The sequence below is a fragment of the Pacificimonas sp. ICDLI1SI03 genome (genome assembly GCF_054740865.1).
On the sequence record NZ_JBSQAU010000001.1, the window covers coordinates 1,231,412 to 1,248,453 of the forward strand.

13 protein-coding genes and 1 tRNA gene are annotated in these 17,042 nt (G+C 63.1%); 6 read left to right on the forward strand and 8 right to left on the reverse strand.

The window, feature by feature from the left end; translation table 11 throughout:
* Nucleotides 1-78 precede the first annotated feature (78 nt).
* Nucleotides 79-1,968, forward strand: a complete 1,890-nt coding sequence (locus tag ACSMXM_RS06115) for an autotransporter assembly complex protein TamA (RefSeq protein ID WP_460314889.1) — start codon at nt 79-81, stop codon at nt 1,966-1,968.
* Nucleotides 1,968-6,146: a translocation/assembly module TamB domain-containing protein gene (locus ACSMXM_RS06120; protein WP_460314891.1), complete on the forward strand. Its 4,179-nt coding sequence runs from the start codon at nt 1,968-1,970 to the stop codon at nt 6,144-6,146. Before ACSMXM_RS06115 ends, ACSMXM_RS06120 begins: the two co-directional genes overlap by 1 nt.
* Nucleotides 6,147-6,174: 28 nt before the next feature.
* Here ACSMXM_RS06120 and ACSMXM_RS06125 read toward each other — a convergent pair whose 3' ends face one another.
* From ACSMXM_RS06125 to ACSMXM_RS06135, 3 genes are read right to left on the reverse strand one after another with little or no spacing between them, the layout of a single operon-like run.
* Complete coding sequence (locus ACSMXM_RS06125) at nt 6,175-7,527, reverse strand: SPOR domain-containing protein (RefSeq protein WP_460314893.1); 1,353 nt, start codon at nt 7,525-7,527, stop codon at nt 6,175-6,177.
* 29 nt (nt 7,528-7,556) lie between these two features.
* On the reverse strand, nt 7,557-8,192 hold the full coding sequence (locus ACSMXM_RS06130; protein ID WP_460314895.1) for a hypothetical protein: 636 nt from the start codon (nt 8,190-8,192) through the stop codon (nt 7,557-7,559).
* Between the two features lie 12 nt (nt 8,193-8,204).
* Entirely contained in the window at nt 8,205-8,930 is a 726-nt protein-coding gene (locus tag ACSMXM_RS06135; protein ID WP_460314897.1) for an AAA family ATPase, read from the reverse strand.
* Between the two features lie 181 nt (nt 8,931-9,111).
* Between ACSMXM_RS06135 and ACSMXM_RS06140 the strand changes: the two genes are divergently transcribed.
* Together ACSMXM_RS06140 and ACSMXM_RS06145 are read left to right on the forward strand one after the other, a co-directional pair.
* Nucleotides 9,112-10,089, forward strand: a complete 978-nt coding sequence (locus tag ACSMXM_RS06140; protein ID WP_460314899.1) for an SPOR domain-containing protein — start codon at nt 9,112-9,114, stop codon at nt 10,087-10,089.
* Nucleotides 10,090-10,185: 96 nt separating this feature from the next.
* Nucleotides 10,186-10,521 carry a hypothetical protein gene (locus tag ACSMXM_RS06145; protein ID WP_460314901.1) on the forward strand — a complete coding sequence of 112 codons (336 nt, stop codon included), beginning with the start codon at nt 10,186-10,188 and terminating at the stop codon, nt 10,519-10,521.
* 12 nt (nt 10,522-10,533) lie between these two features.
* On the opposite strand, the gene serB is transcribed toward ACSMXM_RS06145, so the two are convergent.
* The gene (gene serB, locus ACSMXM_RS06150; RefSeq protein WP_460314903.1) at nt 10,534-11,397 is read right to left on the reverse strand and encodes a phosphoserine phosphatase SerB; all 864 of its coding nucleotides are present in this window, start codon (nt 11,395-11,397) and stop codon (nt 10,534-10,536) included.
* On the opposite strand from serB, the gene miaA reads away from it, so the two are divergent.
* Entirely contained in the window at nt 11,396-12,274 is an 879-nt protein-coding gene (miaA, locus tag ACSMXM_RS06155; protein ID WP_460314905.1) for a tRNA (adenosine(37)-N6)-dimethylallyltransferase MiaA, read from the forward strand. The two genes, serB and miaA, sit on opposite strands and share 2 nt — an antisense overlap.
* 18 nt (nt 12,275-12,292) lie before the next feature.
* Here miaA and clpP read toward each other — a convergent pair whose 3' ends face one another.
* The 4 genes from clpP to ACSMXM_RS06175 form a co-directional block, all read right to left on the reverse strand.
* Nucleotides 12,293-12,922 carry an ATP-dependent Clp endopeptidase proteolytic subunit ClpP gene (clpP, locus tag ACSMXM_RS06160; RefSeq protein ID WP_460314907.1) on the reverse strand — a complete coding sequence of 210 codons (630 nt, stop codon included), beginning with the start codon at nt 12,920-12,922 and terminating at the stop codon, nt 12,293-12,295.
* A gap of 107 nt (nt 12,923-13,029) precedes the next feature.
* Nucleotides 13,030-14,697 (reverse strand): trigger factor, encoded by a 1,668-nt coding sequence (tig, locus tag ACSMXM_RS06165; RefSeq protein WP_460314909.1) that lies wholly within the window; start codon nt 14,695-14,697, stop codon nt 13,030-13,032.
* A 51-nt stretch (nt 14,698-14,748) separates the two neighbouring features.
* Nucleotides 14,749-14,833, reverse strand: a tRNA-Leu gene (locus ACSMXM_RS06170).
* A 186-nt stretch (nt 14,834-15,019) separates the two neighbouring features.
* Complete coding sequence (locus tag ACSMXM_RS06175; protein ID WP_460314911.1) at nt 15,020-15,808, reverse strand: TlyA family RNA methyltransferase; 789 nt, start codon at nt 15,806-15,808, stop codon at nt 15,020-15,022.
* Between the two features lie 180 nt (nt 15,809-15,988).
* Here ACSMXM_RS06175 and ACSMXM_RS06180 point away from each other — a divergent pair, with 180 nt between their 5' ends.
* On the forward strand, nt 15,989-17,023 hold the full coding sequence (locus tag ACSMXM_RS06180; protein WP_460314913.1) for a rod shape-determining protein: 1,035 nt from the start codon (nt 15,989-15,991) through the stop codon (nt 17,021-17,023).
* The last annotated feature ends 19 nt before the right edge of the window (nt 17,024-17,042 follow it).

Genomic DNA, 17,042 nt, shown 5'->3' on the forward strand with positions numbered 1-17,042 from the left:
CCGCCGCCGGGCGCGGCGACCGCTCATATCGACGAAATTCAGCTTTCGTGCAGACAAGAGAGCGTTAGGGGCGTTGGCATGCGCGTCCGGCTCAGCATCCTTGCCCTTGCCCTATCGGGCACCACCGGAGTGTGGGCGCAGGAAGCCACGCCCCGACGCACGCCCTTGCCCCCTATTCCAGAGATCGAAGCCGACTGGCGCAGCCTGTTCGGAGAGCTGGAGGAAGAGGATGAGGACGTAGAGGCCCTGACGGCAGATGCGGCACCGCTGCGCTATCAACTGTCGCGCGCATCGCTTTCGCAATTGCCGTTCGCGGCCGAGTTCCGCGATCTTTCACTGCTGGTGGCGGGCGAAGGCGATGTGGTCCCGTCGCTGGCCGAACTGAACCGCCGCGTGCGGGTGGACCGTGACGTCCTGATGCAATTATTGCGTGCGGAAGGATATTACGACCCGCTGGTCGACGTGCGGGTAACCATTCCCGAAGGCGAGCCCAACCGCCGATCAGTCGTTTTTGAGGTCGATACCGGCCCGCTCTACCGTTTCGGCGAGGTAGACGCACAGGGGCTGGACATTGCCGAGGGCGACCCCGTGCAGGCAGAGGAGGTGCTGGCCGCCGTCACCGAACTGAACCTGCGCCTTCCCCGGGAAGGCTACCCATTCGCCGAGGTTGCGGAGCCGGAAATCGTCATCGACCACGAAACCAGGCTGGCATCGATGGATCTGGCGGTGGACCCGGGACCGCGGGGCAGGTTCGGCGACATCGTCGTATCGGGGGACGATCCGCCATTTGGTGCCCGTCACGTTGCCCGCCTGACCCGGTTCAAGCGCGGCGATGTCTATAATGCCGAGGAAATCGACGATCTTCGCCGCGCTTTGATTGCCACCGGACTGGTCGGCAGTGCGGATATCACGCCTGTGCGGGGCGACACGCTGCCCGAAGGTGAGACCGAGGTTGAGTTGAATGTCGCGCTGAGCCCCTCGCCGCCACGCACACTGGCGGCGCAGATCGCCTATGACACCGAGGATGGCTTTCGTATCGAAGGAAGCTGGCAACACAGGAACTTCGTGCGACCGGAGGGCGCCCTGACCGGCAGCCTGGTGGTCGGCACGCAGGAACGGCTGGCGGCAATCGACTTCGTGCGGTCCAATTATAAAGCGCGCGACGTCGCCCTTGGCGGCCGCATCGCGGCATTTCAGCAGGACCGCGATGCGTTTTACAGCCGCGGATTTGCGCTGTCCGGCTTCTATGAGCGGGAAACGAACCTGATCTGGCAGAAGCGCTGGACCTATCGGCTGGGGCCGGAGCTCGTACTGGCACAGGAACGCGATCGGTCGGCCATTGTCGGCGTACCGGCGGCGCTTCGAACCTATTATATCGCAGCGTTCCCGGCGCAGCTTTCCTTTGATGCAAGCAACGATCTGCTGAACCCCACAGAGGGCGTTCGCCTGCTGGGCCGACTGAGTCCCGAAGTTTCTTTCGAGGGCGGATCCTTCTTCTATAGCCGGGCAGAAGTCGCCGCCTCTACCTATTTGCCGCTGACAGAGGATGACAGCACCGTCATTGCCCTGCGCGGACTGGTGGGCAGTATCCTCGGTTCCAATCGGCGTAACATCGCGCCGTCCCGCCGCTTCTATGCCGGGGGTGGCGCGTCGGTGCGCGGATATGGGTTTCAGAATGTCGGCCCCAGCGATGCGGACCGTGACCCCCTGGGCGGGCGCAGCAAGGTCGAGGCAAGCATCGAGGGGCGTTACCGCTTCGGTGATCTGGGTGCCGTCGCCTTTGTCGACGCGGGGCAGGTTTATACCGGCGCCGCGCCGACGTTCGACAGCCTGCGCTATGGCATCGGCATCGGCGCACGCTATTTCACCCGCTTCGGCCCCGTCCGCGCGGACATTGCGACACCGATCAACCGCCGGCCCGGTGAAGCGCGTGTCGCGGTCTATGTCTCTATAGGTCAGGCGTTTTGATGCGGGCGCGCGCGATCTTTGGCTGGGCGGCCCTGTCGGCCTTCGCCCTGGTGCTGCTGGGGATCCTCCTGCTGCTGCTTGCGGATACGCAGGCGGGTCGCAACGTCCTGGCCCGCCAATTGTACCGGATCGCCCCCGAAAGCGGCCTGCGCGTGGAGGTCGGGCGCCTGGAGGGTTCCATCTATGGCGACCTGATCATCCACGATTTGAAACTGAGTGACCCGCAGGGGATATTTCTGACGAGCCCTCGCATCCGGCTCGACTGGCATCCGCGGCGCTTTCTGTTCGACAATATTCTCGACATTGACGAAGCCAGCGCTGCGCGCGTCGATCTTCTGAGAATTCCCGAACTGCGCCCCGGCGAAGAGGACGGGCCGCTGCTGCCCGATTTCGATATCGACGTCGACCGCGTCCACGTCCAAAATCTTGTCCTGGCGGAGGCGGTGGCGGGAGAGTCACATCGCCTGTCGCTCAACGGCAATTTGCTGACCAAGAACGATCGTGCGCGCGTGGCCTTGGCCGCGACGAGCCCCACGGGCGGCGATCATGTGCAATTTTTGCTTGATGCGGTGCCGGATGCCGACAGGTTCGTCTTGGAAGGGCAGGTTCGCGCGCCCCCCGGCGGAGTGCTGGACGATATGACCGGCCTTGGCCGAGGCCTGCTCCTGAACGTGGATGGGAAGGGCCGCTGGTCGCACTGGCGTGGTACGCTTGTCGCGCAACTGCTGAATGCAAGCGGGGATGGCAATGAAGGTGCGGGCAGGATCGCCAGTCTGGGCGTTGATGCCGTCGACGGTCGTTTTCGGGTGACCGGCCAGATCAACCCCGCGCTGTTGGCAGGCGGAATGGTCGAACGGATGGCGCCCAATGGCGTTCGCATTGACGCCAGCGCGGCAGCGAATGAAGAGCGCATTCCGTTCATCCTGCAGGCGCGGGCGGACAGCTTTAGCCTGGACGCGCGCGGCGCGACCGACAGACAGCTTGGGAATTTGTTTGATGCGCAGGCGCGCATCGCCCTTCTGGATCCCCCCGCGCTGATCAGGACGCTGACAGGTCGAGATATCTGGATGCAAGTGTCAGCGGAAGGACCACTGACGGGACCGGAGGTGGGCTATGAGTTGAGCGCCGATTGGGCCGCGCTGGGCGATCAGCGCGTGGACCAACTTACCACAACGGGCCGCGTCCACGGCAGCGATTCACTCGCCGACTTCACGCTGGATGCCCGCTTCGACCGGTTGAGAGGTGCGGGCGACCTGGTCGAACAGCTGAGCGAGCGCGCGCGGATCAGCGGCCCGCTAACCCTGGACGACCTGGTGGTGCGTGGCAGCGGCACGAAGGCGACGACACGCATGCTGTCCGCGACCGCAAATTTCGCACTGGACCTGCAAACCGGGCGCTTTGACGTGCGTACAAAGATGAACCTGCCAGCTTATCAGGTGCCGGGCCTGGGGGTGGCAGCGGTCGATGGACGCCTTCGCCTGCAGCCGGATCCCGCACAGCCGCGAAAATTGCGTATCTCCGGCCCCGTCAACGCGCGGCTGACCCGGCTGGACAATGAATTTCTCCGCTTCGTCTTTGGTGGCCTGCCGCGCGGGGAAGCGAACATCGTCAGAACCCCGGACGGAACCATCGCCCTGTCGCAAGTCGTCGTCAGGGCGCCCGAGCTGTCGATGCGGGGATCGGGATATTACCGTCTGGGGCAGCAGATCGAATTCAGCGGACGCGGCGTGCAGGAGCGGTTCGGCGATCTGGCGGTCACGCTGAACGGCGACATCGGCAGGCCGCGCGCCGACGTCGTGGTGGACAATTACAGCCTGGGGCTGCCCATCTCGAACATCTCCGGCACCTTCATTCCTGCCCCCGACCAATATGATTTCACGGCGCGCGGCAGCACCATTCTTGGACCGCTGACGGCAACGGGCGCGATCGACACCAGGCCAGGTCAAATTCGCTATCTGCTGCAAGACATCGAACTGGCGGGGGTGAAGGCAAGCGGCGTGCTGACGCCGACGGACGGCGTACCGGTTACCGGAACCTTGGCAATTTCGGGTTCCGGTGTCGACGGAACCGCAAGATTTTCCGAGGTCGACGATAATCAGCGCATCGTCATCGCCGCAGGTGCGAAGGCGGCCAGCTTCGACCTGGACCCGTCGGTCGGGATAAGGCGCGGCAGCGTGCTGGCCAATTTGTTGATTACGCCCGACGGCAATCGCACGGACGGACGCTTCGATCTTGCCGGTCTGCGATTTGGCGCGCTGACCCTGTCCAGCGCGCAAGGGAAGTTCGATCTGGCGGAAGGCGGCGGCAGGATCAGCGGCAAGGTAGAAGGCAGGCGCGGCACATCCTTTGCCCTCAACATGAACGCGGAAATGGCGAGCGACAGGATTGCCGTGCTGGCCGACGGCGATGTCGGTGGCGCACCAATCAGTCTCGAATCCCCTGCGCGCATCACCCGCAGGGAAGGCGGCGGCTGGAGCCTGGCACCCGTCACGCTGGACCTTCCCCGCGGCGATGCCACGATCGAGGGTAGTATAAACGGCGAAGCGGTGCTGAACGCGACGTTCCGGCGGGCAGGCCTGGAGGTGCTGCAGCTGGCACTACCCGACATTCCGCTGTCAGGCATCGCCACCGGAGAGGTGCGAGTCCGCTTTGCGCCGGGAACGCTGCCGCGCGGGCGTGCAACCTTCGAAATCAATGATTTCACCCGCCAGACCGGCATTCTGGCCCAGCCCGTCGACATCGCGATGATCGCGGTCATCGACGAGGACAGCGCCGCCATCCGTGCAGCGTTCAAGCAGGACGGACGACCCATGGGGCGCTTTCAGGCACGTCTGCCGTCGATCCCGGGCGCGGCGGCCGACCCGGTCCTGCAGCGGATTGCGAGAGCGCCCGTCTCTGCCCAATTGCGCTTTCGCGGACCCGCCGAGGCGATCTGGCCGCTGGCAGGTATCGACACGATCGGCGTGGGCGGCCCACTTGCCGCACGTATCGATATTGGCGGCACTGTCGGCGAACCTGATCTGCAGGGCGCGCTGCGGTCACGCCGGCTCGGCTTTGAAAGCGTCGCCAGCGGAACCGTGATCGAGGATATCGTTCTGGAGGGGCGCTTTGACGGATCGCGCCTGGTTCTGGATCAATTTTCTGGCCGCGACCGAAAGGGGGGAACGGTGACAGGTTCCGGAACCGTCGATCTGTCGCTGTCGCGCGGTTTCCCCATCGACGTCCGGTTGCAGACGCAGGACACCACGCTGGTCGATATCGATACGCTGGAAACGCGCGTGACCGGCCCCATCACGATCAAAAGCAGTCCGGAAGAAGGCGCCCGAATTGCTGGCGATCTTAATGTGGATCGCGCAAGCTATACGGCCGGGCGCGAACTGAGCGAACAGATCCCCGTCCTGAAGGTCCGCGAGGTTAATTCGGATCTCGTTCGAGCCCCGCCCCAAGCGCGCGCCGACACCACATGGCAGCTCGACGTGCAGACGACCGCCAATAACCGGCTTTATGTCAGAGGACTTGGCCTTGATAGCGAATGGTCCTCCGCACTGCGCCTGGGCGGGCCCGTCACGGAACCGCGCCTGACAGGCACTGCCAGACTGTTGCGGGGCGATTATGATTTTGCCGGACGACGGTTCGAGCTGACAAGCGGAGAGGTCCGCTTTGGCGGCGCCTACCCGCCTGATCCTGTCCTGAACATTCGGGCGGAAGCGCGCGTGGAGGGTTTGACCGCGCAAATCGCCATCCGCGGTCTTTCCAGCCAGCCGGAGGTTACGCTGTCCTCCGTCCCCGCCCTGCCGGAGGATGAAATCCTCGCCCGGGTATTGTTTGGAACGTCGATCCCAAATCTTTCCGCCCCGGAGGCGTTGCAATTGGCCGGAGCGGTGGCGGCGTTGCAAAATGGCGGTACCAGCGCGCTGGATCCGATCGGCGCCGTCCGGCGTGCCATCGGCATCGATCGCCTGCGCATCAGCGCTGCCGACGCGCAGACAGGCCGGGGGACCGGTGTCGCCGCCGGCGAATATCTGGGAAGGCGGACCTATGTCGAAGTGTCGACAGACACGGAAGGGGTATCCGCCACGCAGATCGAATTCGCTCTGACGCGCGCTTTCTCACTTTTGGGCCGCGTCGCCAGCTTTGGCGGCAGCAGTGTCGCGATCAGGGTTTCAACGGATTATTAGAGTTTCCGAGAGACGTTAAATCAATGTTTTACGCATTATTCTTGCTTTTCCGTACAAAGCAATTGCCCCCTGCGGCTTTTACCGCATCGCACAGGATCCCGGCATCGTCGCAATTGTCGAAACGCCCTACGGAGAGCCGGTAATAGGTACGCCCCTCGACGTCCGCTTTCGACTGGATCGGCTGGTAATTCGATAGAAACTCATTGCGAATCTTCAGCGCCTTCCAGTTTTGAGTGAGGCCCTGCGGACGATCATAAGCGCCCAATTGAACTAGCCAAGATCCCTGACCTGCCTTTGGCAAAGTCTCTGGAGCCGTCGAAATTTGCGAGACCTTTTCAATTTCTGCCAAGGGTTGAGGTTCAGACTTCGCTTGTGACGAAATGTCTTCGTTTTGCGACTCTTTCGGCGCTGTCGGTGCCGTGGACATGCGTGCGGACTGCTGAGTCGGGACAGGAACGTCCACCTTGTCGATCCTGGGCATGGCGCTTTCGCGAGCCGCATCGACAGATAAAGGCGCTGGAGAAAATTGCATGTCCCCTTCGGCGCTTTCGGTCGCGGCAGATGCCGTTTGCACGGAAGAAGGGTCTGCAGGCGGTATCCACGCCAGGGCCTCCGGGCGGCCCGGATCGCCGAATACCGGATTCAGCTTTAGCAGCATTGCTGTCCGCCAGGCCGTATCCTCACTGATGGAGAGCGCGGCCCATTCGGCGACGCGCTGGTCCACCTGTGCAGGTGGCAGATCGATTCCCGCCGTCACCCGGGCAAGGCTCCAGTCACCCGACAGAGCCTGCGCCAGCGCAAGATTCTGCCGGGTTTGCGATGTCGACGTGCCAGAACGAACCGCCGACTCCAGCAGGGATTTGCCACGGTGCATCTCACCCAGCAGAACATAGGCAAGGCCCACGTCGCCCGCCAACGCCGGCTGAGCCGCAAGTTCGCCAAGCAGGACATGTGCCCGCGCGGTATCACCGCCAGCGAGCGCCGTGAGCGCCGCGCCGAATTTGTAAGTATCGGAGGCGGGGTTCATCGCGATCAGGTCGGCATAGGCCTCTGCGGCGCTTTGCAACCGTCCTGCGGCGAAGTAGCTGGTGGCAAGCGTGCGCCGCGCCTCTTCATCCTCCGTGTCAAAAGCGACCGCATTTTCGGCTAGGTTTACGGCGAGATCGAGATCGCCGGCCCGCCGCGCCTGCTCAGCCCTCTCTGCAAGGCGTTCGCCGCCACGTTCCGCCCGACTGGCAACTTCCTCAATCAGCGCCTTGGTATGAACCGCGTTTTCCAGTGATGCGGCTTCATTCTGCTGCATGCTTTGGCAGGCGCCGACAGCCAGTCCGGCCAGGGCGATGGCAGTCGTCGCAAATAGCCTTGCTCCAATGCTTGGCATGTTATGCTCCTTGAAGCTCTGAATAAGCATCATGCGGGAAGATCAGGAAAATGCTTGCTTAGATATTCATCGACCGCCTGAGCCACGAGCTTTTGCGCGCTTTTGTGCGCAAAGGCCGTGGCCAAGCGCAGACGCAGATGCTGCGGGCCGTCCAGCCGCAATGTGAAGGCCGATTTCGCCTTCGACCCCGGAGCCGCGCGCGTGACGGGCGGCCGCTCCCGGCGCGCGGGTTCCGGAATGCTGAGCGCATCGTCGGGTTCGCTTTCCCGTGCCAGCCGCGCGAGAAACGCCGACTGTTCCGCCAGCGCCTGCTCATCCTCGGCAAAATCCTGCGCCGGTGCGCCATGGTGCGATGCGACGGGAGCAGCATGTTCCTCCCTGCCCGGCTGAGCAATATCATCGGCGCTAGCGCGCATCTGCGCGGGCTCAGGCGTTGCCTGCGGCTGCGCGCCCCGCCCGTCTGCCGAAGGAAGTAGTGTTTCTCTTTGTTCGGGCGTCAGCATGTGTGCGCCTCCCATATCGTTCCACCCGCAATCGTCCTCGGCGGCGGTTCTGTCGCCCTGGTTGAACCGATACGCCTGGGGGCGCATTGCGGGCCTGGCGCCGCCCTTTCGTGCAAGCAGGCTGCCCGACAGGGATCCGAAGGATGCTTCCGGTGTCATCATCGTTCCCGCCCCCTAAAATGCGGCCTTGCGGCCAAAGCCCCCGGCGGCGCGCGGATGCGAAGTCGCGACAGCGCCGACCATCGGCTGGCCCGGAACATTGAACACGGTGCGCCGGAAGTTCCGTTCCAGCCTGTCGGCGACGTAGGACCAGAGTTCCTGGATCTCGAGAGCGGATTTGCAGTTTGGATCGATCTCCATGACGGTGCGGCCGTCGATCATGGAGGCTGCATAATCGGTCCGCTGATGCAGCGTGACCGGTGCAAGCGTGCCATGCTGAGACAAGGCGACGGCAGCCTCATATGTGATTTTCGCGCGCGGGGTCGCGGCATTGATGACAAAGATCAGGGGCTTTCCGGCGCGCTCGCACAGATCGACGGTGGCCCCCGCCGCCCGCAGATCGTGTGGGCTGGGCCGGGTCGGTATGACGATCAGCTCGGCGACGGAAAGAACGCTCTGGATCGCGACGGTGATGGCGGGCGGCGTGTCGATTACGGCCAGGCGGAAACCCTGTTGCCGCAGCGCCTCCAGATCGGCGGCCAGGCGCGCGACCGTGGTCTGCGCAAAGGCGGGGGCATCGTTTTCGCGCTCGTTCCACCAATCGGCCAATGACCCCTGCGGATCGATATCGATCAGAACGACCGGGCCGGCACCGGCCCGCTCCGCCTGTACGGCCATATGACCGGACAGGGTGGTTTTGCCAGATCCACCCTTCTGTGACGCTATCGCCAGCACCCGCATTTGGACGACCCCAATCCATAGACACGAAACCTTGTCGGCCGGGTTTAACCGGCAGCAGCCTAATTTTCGGTAAAGGCCGAGTTCAGCGCGGCTGTGCCATGATCGTGCGATGACGGGATAGACCCGCAGGAGGAAAGGCGGTTAGGTAGTCTTGCACCACCATCAACACGGAAAGAATATCGTGCGGATCACCGCCTCCCTTCTCGCTACGTTCCTGCTCGCCCTGTTCATCACGGGGCCTGCACCGGCGTCGACGAAGGAGGGCGTCGAAAAATGGAAGCAAGGCGCCTACAAGGAGGCCGTGATGGCCTGGCTGCCCCCGGCAGCGCGGGGCGACGCCAATGCGCTGTTCAATCTAGGCCTCGCCTCCCGCCAGGGGCGCGGATTGCCTAAGGACTTGGAAAAGGCCGAGGATTTCTTTCGTCGCGCCGCCGAAAAGGGTCACAATCCGGCGCGCACCTATCTGGGCATCTTTCTGGCGCGAAAGGGCCAAGATGACGAGGCAATTCGCCTGTGGCGGCAGGCGCAGCGCGCGGGGGAACCCTACGCGCACTATATGCTGGGCATAAAGATGTTCAACGGCGAGGGGGTGAAGAAGGACTGGCCCCGCGCCTATGCCTATATGCTGGTCGCGCGGAATTCGGGGCTGGCGCAGGCGGAGCGCGCGATCGTCAAGATGGATGCGAATATGCCGCCCGCCGTGCGGGAACAGGGACGCAAACTCGCCGATGACATGATGGCCGGCCGCAGCGATGGCGGCGGCGCGGAGCCAAAGGCCAGCAATGCGGAGCGGGCCGTTGCGGAGACTGGCGGCGACACGCCCCCCGCCCCGCCAACCACGCGCGGCGACAGCGTCCTTGCCAATCGCGAGGCCGTCCCCATCGACGCGGAAACCAACTCGACTGCATCCGTGCGACGGGCCAGTGGCTACCGCGTCCAACTGGGTGCCTATGGCCGAGAACCCCTTGCGAGAGAGGCGTGGGCGGCCATGCGGGCCGCAAACCCCGAGATCCTACGCGACATGCAGCCTGTATTCCTGCAATTCGATGGCGGGATCCGCCTGCAGATTGGCGAGTTCGCAGATCGTTCAGAAGCCCGCGCGCTGTGCGGGCGGCTGGAGGCGGCCGGGCGGGCCTGCTTTGTCGCGCCAATCGTCTGAAAGACGCCCATGATCGTGTCGGTGGCTTAACGAAAAATTTGTGACAGGCGTCCTAAGCCGCGCCGAACGATCAGATTCAGGATCCGGGGGAAAAGCGTGGCTGAACCGATTTGGCTGCACGACAGGGTGAGCGAAAAATCCGCGCGCCCGATATGCATTCTCTCAACGAAAGCAGCCCGCTGGCCCTGCCGCATCGGCAGGCTGAGTGCCGCAGGCGCCTTCGTCGAAACCATGGCGCGCCCTACGCTTGGCAGTCCGCTCGTCCTTGTTCATCCGGTCATTGGCGGCATTACCGGCACCGTCGCCGGTCACGCCCTGAATGGCGTATCGCTGTCGTTTGAATTGACCGAGGAATCGTCGGCCTTCGCGCTTGCTGTCACAGCCAATGACATGACGATTTCACCACCAGCCCCAGTGCGCGCTCGCGAATAGGTTGCCCGGACCCTAATTAGGTGCGCCGGCGCCCAGCCCCACCGCATAGAGCACCGTCGACAGGTCGCCATTCCGAATCCGTACGTCGGCCGCCTTCGCAAGCGCGGGCTTGGCGTGGTACGCGATGCCGAGCCCGGCCGCCTCGACCATCAGCAGATCATTGGCGCCGTCCCCGATCGCGATTGCCTCGTTACGGGTGATGCCGAGCGCAAAACATTCCTCGTCCAATACGGCCAGCTTGCGCGCCGCATCGACGATGGGCCCCTCCGTCAGTCCGGTCAGTTGTCCATCCTGCCGTTGCAGCACATTTGCCACAACCCGGTCGAAGCCGAGCGCCTGCCCCACCGGTTCGGCAAAGGCCGTGAAGCCGCCCGAGACGAGGACGGTGCGGATACCGGCCGCCTTCAGGCCCGCGATCAGCTGTTTAGCGCCCGAGGAGTGCTTCACACGCATGTTCAAACAGTCGGTGATCGAGCTTTCGGCGAGGCCCTTCAGCAGCGCGACCCGTTCCCGGAGGGCGCCCTCGAAATCCAGTTCGCCACGCATCGCCGCCTCCGTCACGGCGGCGACTTCCGCCTTCAGGCCAGCATAATCAGCCAGTTCGTCGATGCACTCGACGGTGATCATGGTCGAATCCATGTCGGCAACGAACAGCCGGTGGGCGCGGGTATCCTGCCGCTGCACGAAGATGTCGGCGTGCGGGAGGGCATCCTCCAACCGGTCGCGCAGGTGGCGGGGTTCGTCCGTCTGGCAGATCAGGTCGACGGCCCGCCCCTCCTGAATCCAATTCAGGTCGTCGCTGCCGCAGGTTTCGCTGGCAAGCGCGGCGTCGCGGACCGATAGTGCCGGGGTGCCGACGATAGTGACGACGAACATGAAGACCTCCGATAAGCAGATGGTGGCGGTCATCGCAGGACCGACCGCCACGGGCAAGTCCGCGCGCGCGCTGGAGCTTGCGAGATCGCGTAATGGCGTCATCATCAATGCCGACGCGTCGCAACTGTACCGCGACCTGCGCATTCTGTCGGCCCGCCCCTCTCCGCATGAGGAGGCTGCCGCCCCGCACCGCCTTTATGGTGCCAGGGACGGCGCCTCGCCCGCGTCGGCCGCGGAGTGGGCGGATATGGCAAAGGAGGAGATCGCGGCGGCGCATGCTGCCGGGTGCCTGCCCATTCTGGTGGGCGGCACCGGACTATACCTAAAGGTTCTGTTTGACGGGATTGCGCCCGTTCCCAACATCCGCGCCGACATAAGGGACGAGGTGCGCGCGCTGTCTACCGGCGATCTGGCAGCGGCGCTGGCACGGGAAGATCCGATCATGGCGGGACGGCTGCGGCCCAGCGATACGCAACGGCTGGCGCGGGCGCTGGAGGTGCGGCGATCTAGCGGTCGATCGCTCGCGGACTGGCAGGAGGAAACGGCGGGCGGCATTCGGGCCGAAGTCGAGGCCGAGGTCCACCTGATCGACTTGCCAAGGGCGGACCTGTTTGCGCGCTGCAATACGCGGTTCGACGCGATGGTGCAGGCAGGGGGGATGGAGGAAGTCAGGGCTCTGGCGGAACGGCAGCTATCGCCAGATGCGCCGGTCATGAAGGCGATCGGCGTGCCGCCCCTGCTCGCCTATCTGAGGGGCGAGGTAGCCTTGGACGAGGCAGTGGATCAGGCGAAGCAGGACACGAGGCGCTACGCCAAGCGCCAGCAGACCTGGTTTCGTACGCAGGGGCCGAAGCTTAATTCGGCCCCTGCGCGTTAACCTTTACTTTACAATAATTTAGCTTTTTTCGTCGGCATCTTCGGCGGGTACGGGGCGCTTCTCCATCACCTCGTCGACCATGCCGAACTCCTTTGCCTCATTGGCCGACAGGAACTTGTCGCGCTCAACGGCGGTCTCGATGGTGCCGATGTCCTGCCCGGTATATTTCGCCATCAGCTCGTTCATACGATGCCGGATGCGAAGGATTTCCTTGGCGTGGATCTCGATATCCGTGGCCTGACCCTGCATGCCGCCAGATGGCTGGTGGATCATGATGCGCGCATTGTTCAGCGCGACACGCATGCCGGGCTCGCCTGCGGCGAGCAGGAATGCGCCCATGGACGCGGCCTGACCCATGCAGACCGTCCCGACGCGAGGACGGATATATTGCATGGTGTCATGGATCGCCATGCCGGCGGTGACGACGCCGCCCGGCGAGTTGATGTACATGTAGATGTCTTTTTTGGGATTCTCGCTCTCAAGATAGAGCAGCTGCGCCGTGATCAGCGTCGCCATGTGATCTTCGACCTGCCCCGTCACGAAGACGATGCGTTCCCTGAGCAGGCGGGAATAAATGTCAAAGGAGCGCTCGCCCCGGTTCGACTGTTCGATGACGATAGGGACGAGAGCGGACATCGGGTCTTGCATAGTGGGTCTTTCGTTCGGGAACTGCGTATCACAAGAAGTCGGATGACCGCGCGCCCAAGTCAAGGGCGGCCGCCCCCCGTCTCGTGACGAAACGGGGGGATTGGCTCCTACTTCTTTTCAGCAGCCTTCTTCGCGGCCGGCTTTTTGGCGGCAGGCTTTGCGTCGGCCTTTTCGTCAGTCTTGGCTGCGGCCTTCTTGGGTGCGGCTTTCTTGGCCGGTGCTTTTTTGGCGGGGGCTTCCGCATCCGCAGCAGGCTCGGCCGCCTTCTTGGCCGGAGCTGTCTTCTTGGCTGCCGCCTTCTTTGCAGCGGGCTTGCTGTCCTCGGCTTCGTCCTTTTTCGCGGGAGTCTTCTTTGCCGCCGCCTTGCTCTCTCCGGCTTCGCTGTCCTTTGCCGGAGCTTTCTTTGCAGCGGCCTTTTTCTTCGGCGCCGCCTTCTTCGGTTCCGGCGTTTCGTCCTCGTCCTCAATTGCGGCGGTCAGGTCTTCGCGTGTGACCTTGCGCTCTTCGAGTTCCGCATTTTCAAGAAGGAAATCAACGACCTTGTCCTCAAAGAGAGGCGCACGCAGCTGGGCAGCGGCCATCGGATTTTCGCGGAAATATTTCACGACCTCTTCCTGCTGGCCCTGATATTTCTGCGCTTCCTGGAAGATCAGCTGGTTCATTTCCTGCTGGGAAACCTGCACGCCCTGCTGCTGGCCGATTTCCGACAGAAGCAGGCCGAGGCGCACGCGGCGTTCCGCAATACGACGATAATCGTCCTTCTCCGCCTCCAGCTCCTTCATCGCCGCGTCCTTGTCGTCGGCATGGGACGCTTCGTGCTCAAGCTGCTGCCAAATCTGGTCGAATTCAGCCTCAACCATGCTGGGGGGCACGTCGAAATCGTACCGCGACGCCAGCGTGTCGAGAAGCTTGCGCTTCATGTGCGTGCGGGTGAGGTTCTGCAGTTCCTGATTCAGCTGACCGCCGAGCAGTTCCTTCAACTGATCCAAGCCTTCGAGGCCCAGATTCTTTGCCATTTCGTCGTCGACCTTGGCTTCCTTCGGCTTGCGAACCTCGTTCACCGTGACGGCGAATTCGGCATCGCGACCCTTGAGGTAGGCGACGTTGTAATCTTCGGGGAAAGTGACCTTCACGGCTTTCGAATCATTTGCCTTCACGCCGACAAGCTGATCCTCGAAACCGGGAATGAGACGGCCGGAGCCAATCTCCACAGTCATGTCTTCGCCGGTGCCGCCCTCGAAAGGTTCCCCGTCGACCGTGCCGACAAAGTCCATGGCGACGACATCGCCCGTTGCGGCCTTGTAGCTCTTGGGCGCTGCCTCAAAGGATTTTTGCTGCTCGGCAAAGCGCTGCAGCGCCTCCTGCATTTCGTCCTCGCCCGCCTCTACGACGAGCTTTTCGAGCTTGATCGGTTCCATGTCACCGACATCGACGGAAGGCAGGACTTCCAGCTCCATGCCGAATTCGACATCCTTGCCCGCCTCACCGGATTTCAGGTCGACCGAAGGCTGGCTTGCCGGGCGCAGTTCCTTTTCGGACATGACCTTCTGCACGCCCTCCTGAACGGCCTTTTGCAGGGCTTCGCCATACAGCGCCTCTCCGTGCATCTTGCGCACCAGATTGGTCGGCACCTTGCCGGGGCGGAAGCCGGGCATGCGAATCGTCTTCGAAACCTGCGTCAGTTGCGCATCGACACGGGCATCCATGTCCGCCGACGGAATGGTGACGGTGTAGGCGCGGGCGAGGCCCTCGTTCTTCGTTTCTTCGATACGCATGGGTATATGTCGGCCTTCTGTTATTCTGAGCTGTCGCGAGCAGCGGGCGAGTGGTGCGGACGAAGGGACTCGAACCCCCACATCTTTCGATACCTGGACCTAAACCAGGCGCGTCTACCAATTCCGCCACGTCCGCATGTGAATAGGAAGCGCCGCGCTCTATAAGAGATGGACGAATAGGGCAAGGCGGGAGGCGTTGGCCTGATGCAGACACGCCATGGCCGGCTCTAACGCCGCGAAGCTGGCGAGATTGCCCTGGTTCGCGGCGTTTGGCTGTCGGTGATTGGGCTCGAGTCGGGCTGTGGTCGGCACCGGGCATTTCCTACGTCCGGCATTCACTGCCGAACATTCGAAGTTTAAGTCCGTCTGCGGCGTCCAGGCGGGCGCCTATCAGAAACTCTATATTGCCTGCCGGGCCGGTGATCGGGCTTTGCGTGATGCCGAGGACGGTCCAGCCCATAGTGGTGGCCAGCCATTCACGCACATCCGAGCAGACGCGCTCGTGGATTGCGGGATCGCGGACGACGCCGCCCTTTTCGACATGGGCGGGTCCAGCCTCGAACTGCGGTTTGATAAGCGCGACCAGAAAGGCGCCGGGGGCAGCGAAACCGAGCGGAGTTTCCAGCACCTTTGCAAGCCCGATGAAGCTGGCATCGCAGACAATGATATCGATGGCTTCGGGGATCTGGTCGGGTGTCAGGTGACGCGCATTGGTCTGCTCGTGCACCAGGACGCGCTCGTCCTGGCGCAATTTCCAGGCGAGCTGGTTGGTACCGGAATCGACGGCATAGACACGCCGCGCGCCGTGGGTCAGCAACACGTCTGTGAAGCCTCCGGTCGAACTGCCGACATCGAGGGCGACCATGCCCGCCGGGTCGATACCAAAGTGTCGAAGCCCGTGTTCCAGCTTCAACCCACCGCGAGAAACCCACGGGTGATCCTTTCCGCGAACCTCCAGCGGCGCATCCGCGGCCAGCACATCGCCGGCCTTCGCGATGCGGCGCTCGCCCGAAAAAACGAGCCCCGCCATGATGAGCGCCTGCGCCCGCGAGCGGCTTTCCACGAGGGCGCGCTCGGTCATCAGGAGGTCGACGCGTTTCTTGGCGGGCATGACAATCGGGCCTTGGTATATACTCTTTTAACCCCCTCATGACATGGTCGCGAGCGGGATGCGACGGGAAGGATATGACGTCTTGCCGACGCGAACTCTTCCTCGCAAAGCGGAAGTTGCTGCGTTAAGGATATGCGATCCCGAAACAATGCGTTTTCGCAACGAAAGTTTGATTCCATCATGTTCAGCCGATTTCTTTCTTTTCTGAGCCAAGACATGGCCATCGACCTCGGCACGGCGAACACGCTCGTCTATGTGCGCGGTGAGGGGATCGTGCTGAACGAACCGTCCGTGGTTGCCATCGAGATGATCGACGGCCGCAAGAGCGTGAAGGCGGTCGGCAGCCAGGCGAAGATGATGATGGGCAAGACCCCCGGCACGATCGAGGCGATCCGACCGCTGCGCGACGGCGTCATCGCAGATATCGACGTCGCCGAGCAGATGATCAAATATTTCATCCAGAAGGTGCAGAAACGGAAATTTTTCTCCAACCCCGAAATCGTCATCTGCGTGCCGTCGGGCTCCACCAGCGTCGAGCGACGCGCCATTCGCGACGCGGCAAACAATGCGGGCGCAAGCTCTGTCTATCTGATCGACGAACCGATGGCCGCTGCGATCGGTGCCGGCATGCCGGTAACGGAACCGATCGGGTCCATGGTGGTGGATATTGGCGGCGGCACGACCGAAGTCGCCGTCCTGTCGCTGCGTGGGCTTGCCTATACGACGAGTGTCAGGACCGGCGGCGACAAGATGGACGATTCCATCGTGTCCTATGTGCGGCGCAATCATAATTTGTTGATCGGCGAGACGACGGCAGAGCGGATCAAGGAAACCATCGGCACCGCAAAGCCGCCGCGCGACGGAGTCGGCGAAACGCTGGACATCAAGGGCCGCGACCTGATGAACGGCGTGCCAAAGGAAATCACCATCAACCAGGCGCAGATCGCCGAAGCATTGTCGGAACCGGTCAGCCAGATCGTCGAAGGCGTGCGTCAGGCGCTGGAAAATACGGCGCCGGAACTTGCCGCTGACATCGTCGACCAGGGTATCGTCATGACCGGCGGCGGCGCGCTGCTGGGGCAATTGGACGAGGTGATCCGCGACGCAACCGGCCTGCCCGTCACGGTCGCCGACGACCCCCTGACCTGCGTTGCCATCGGCACCGGCCGTGCGCTGGAAGAAGATGTCTATCGAGGCGTGCTGACCACGCAGTAATCGCCGCGAACAGGGAGAC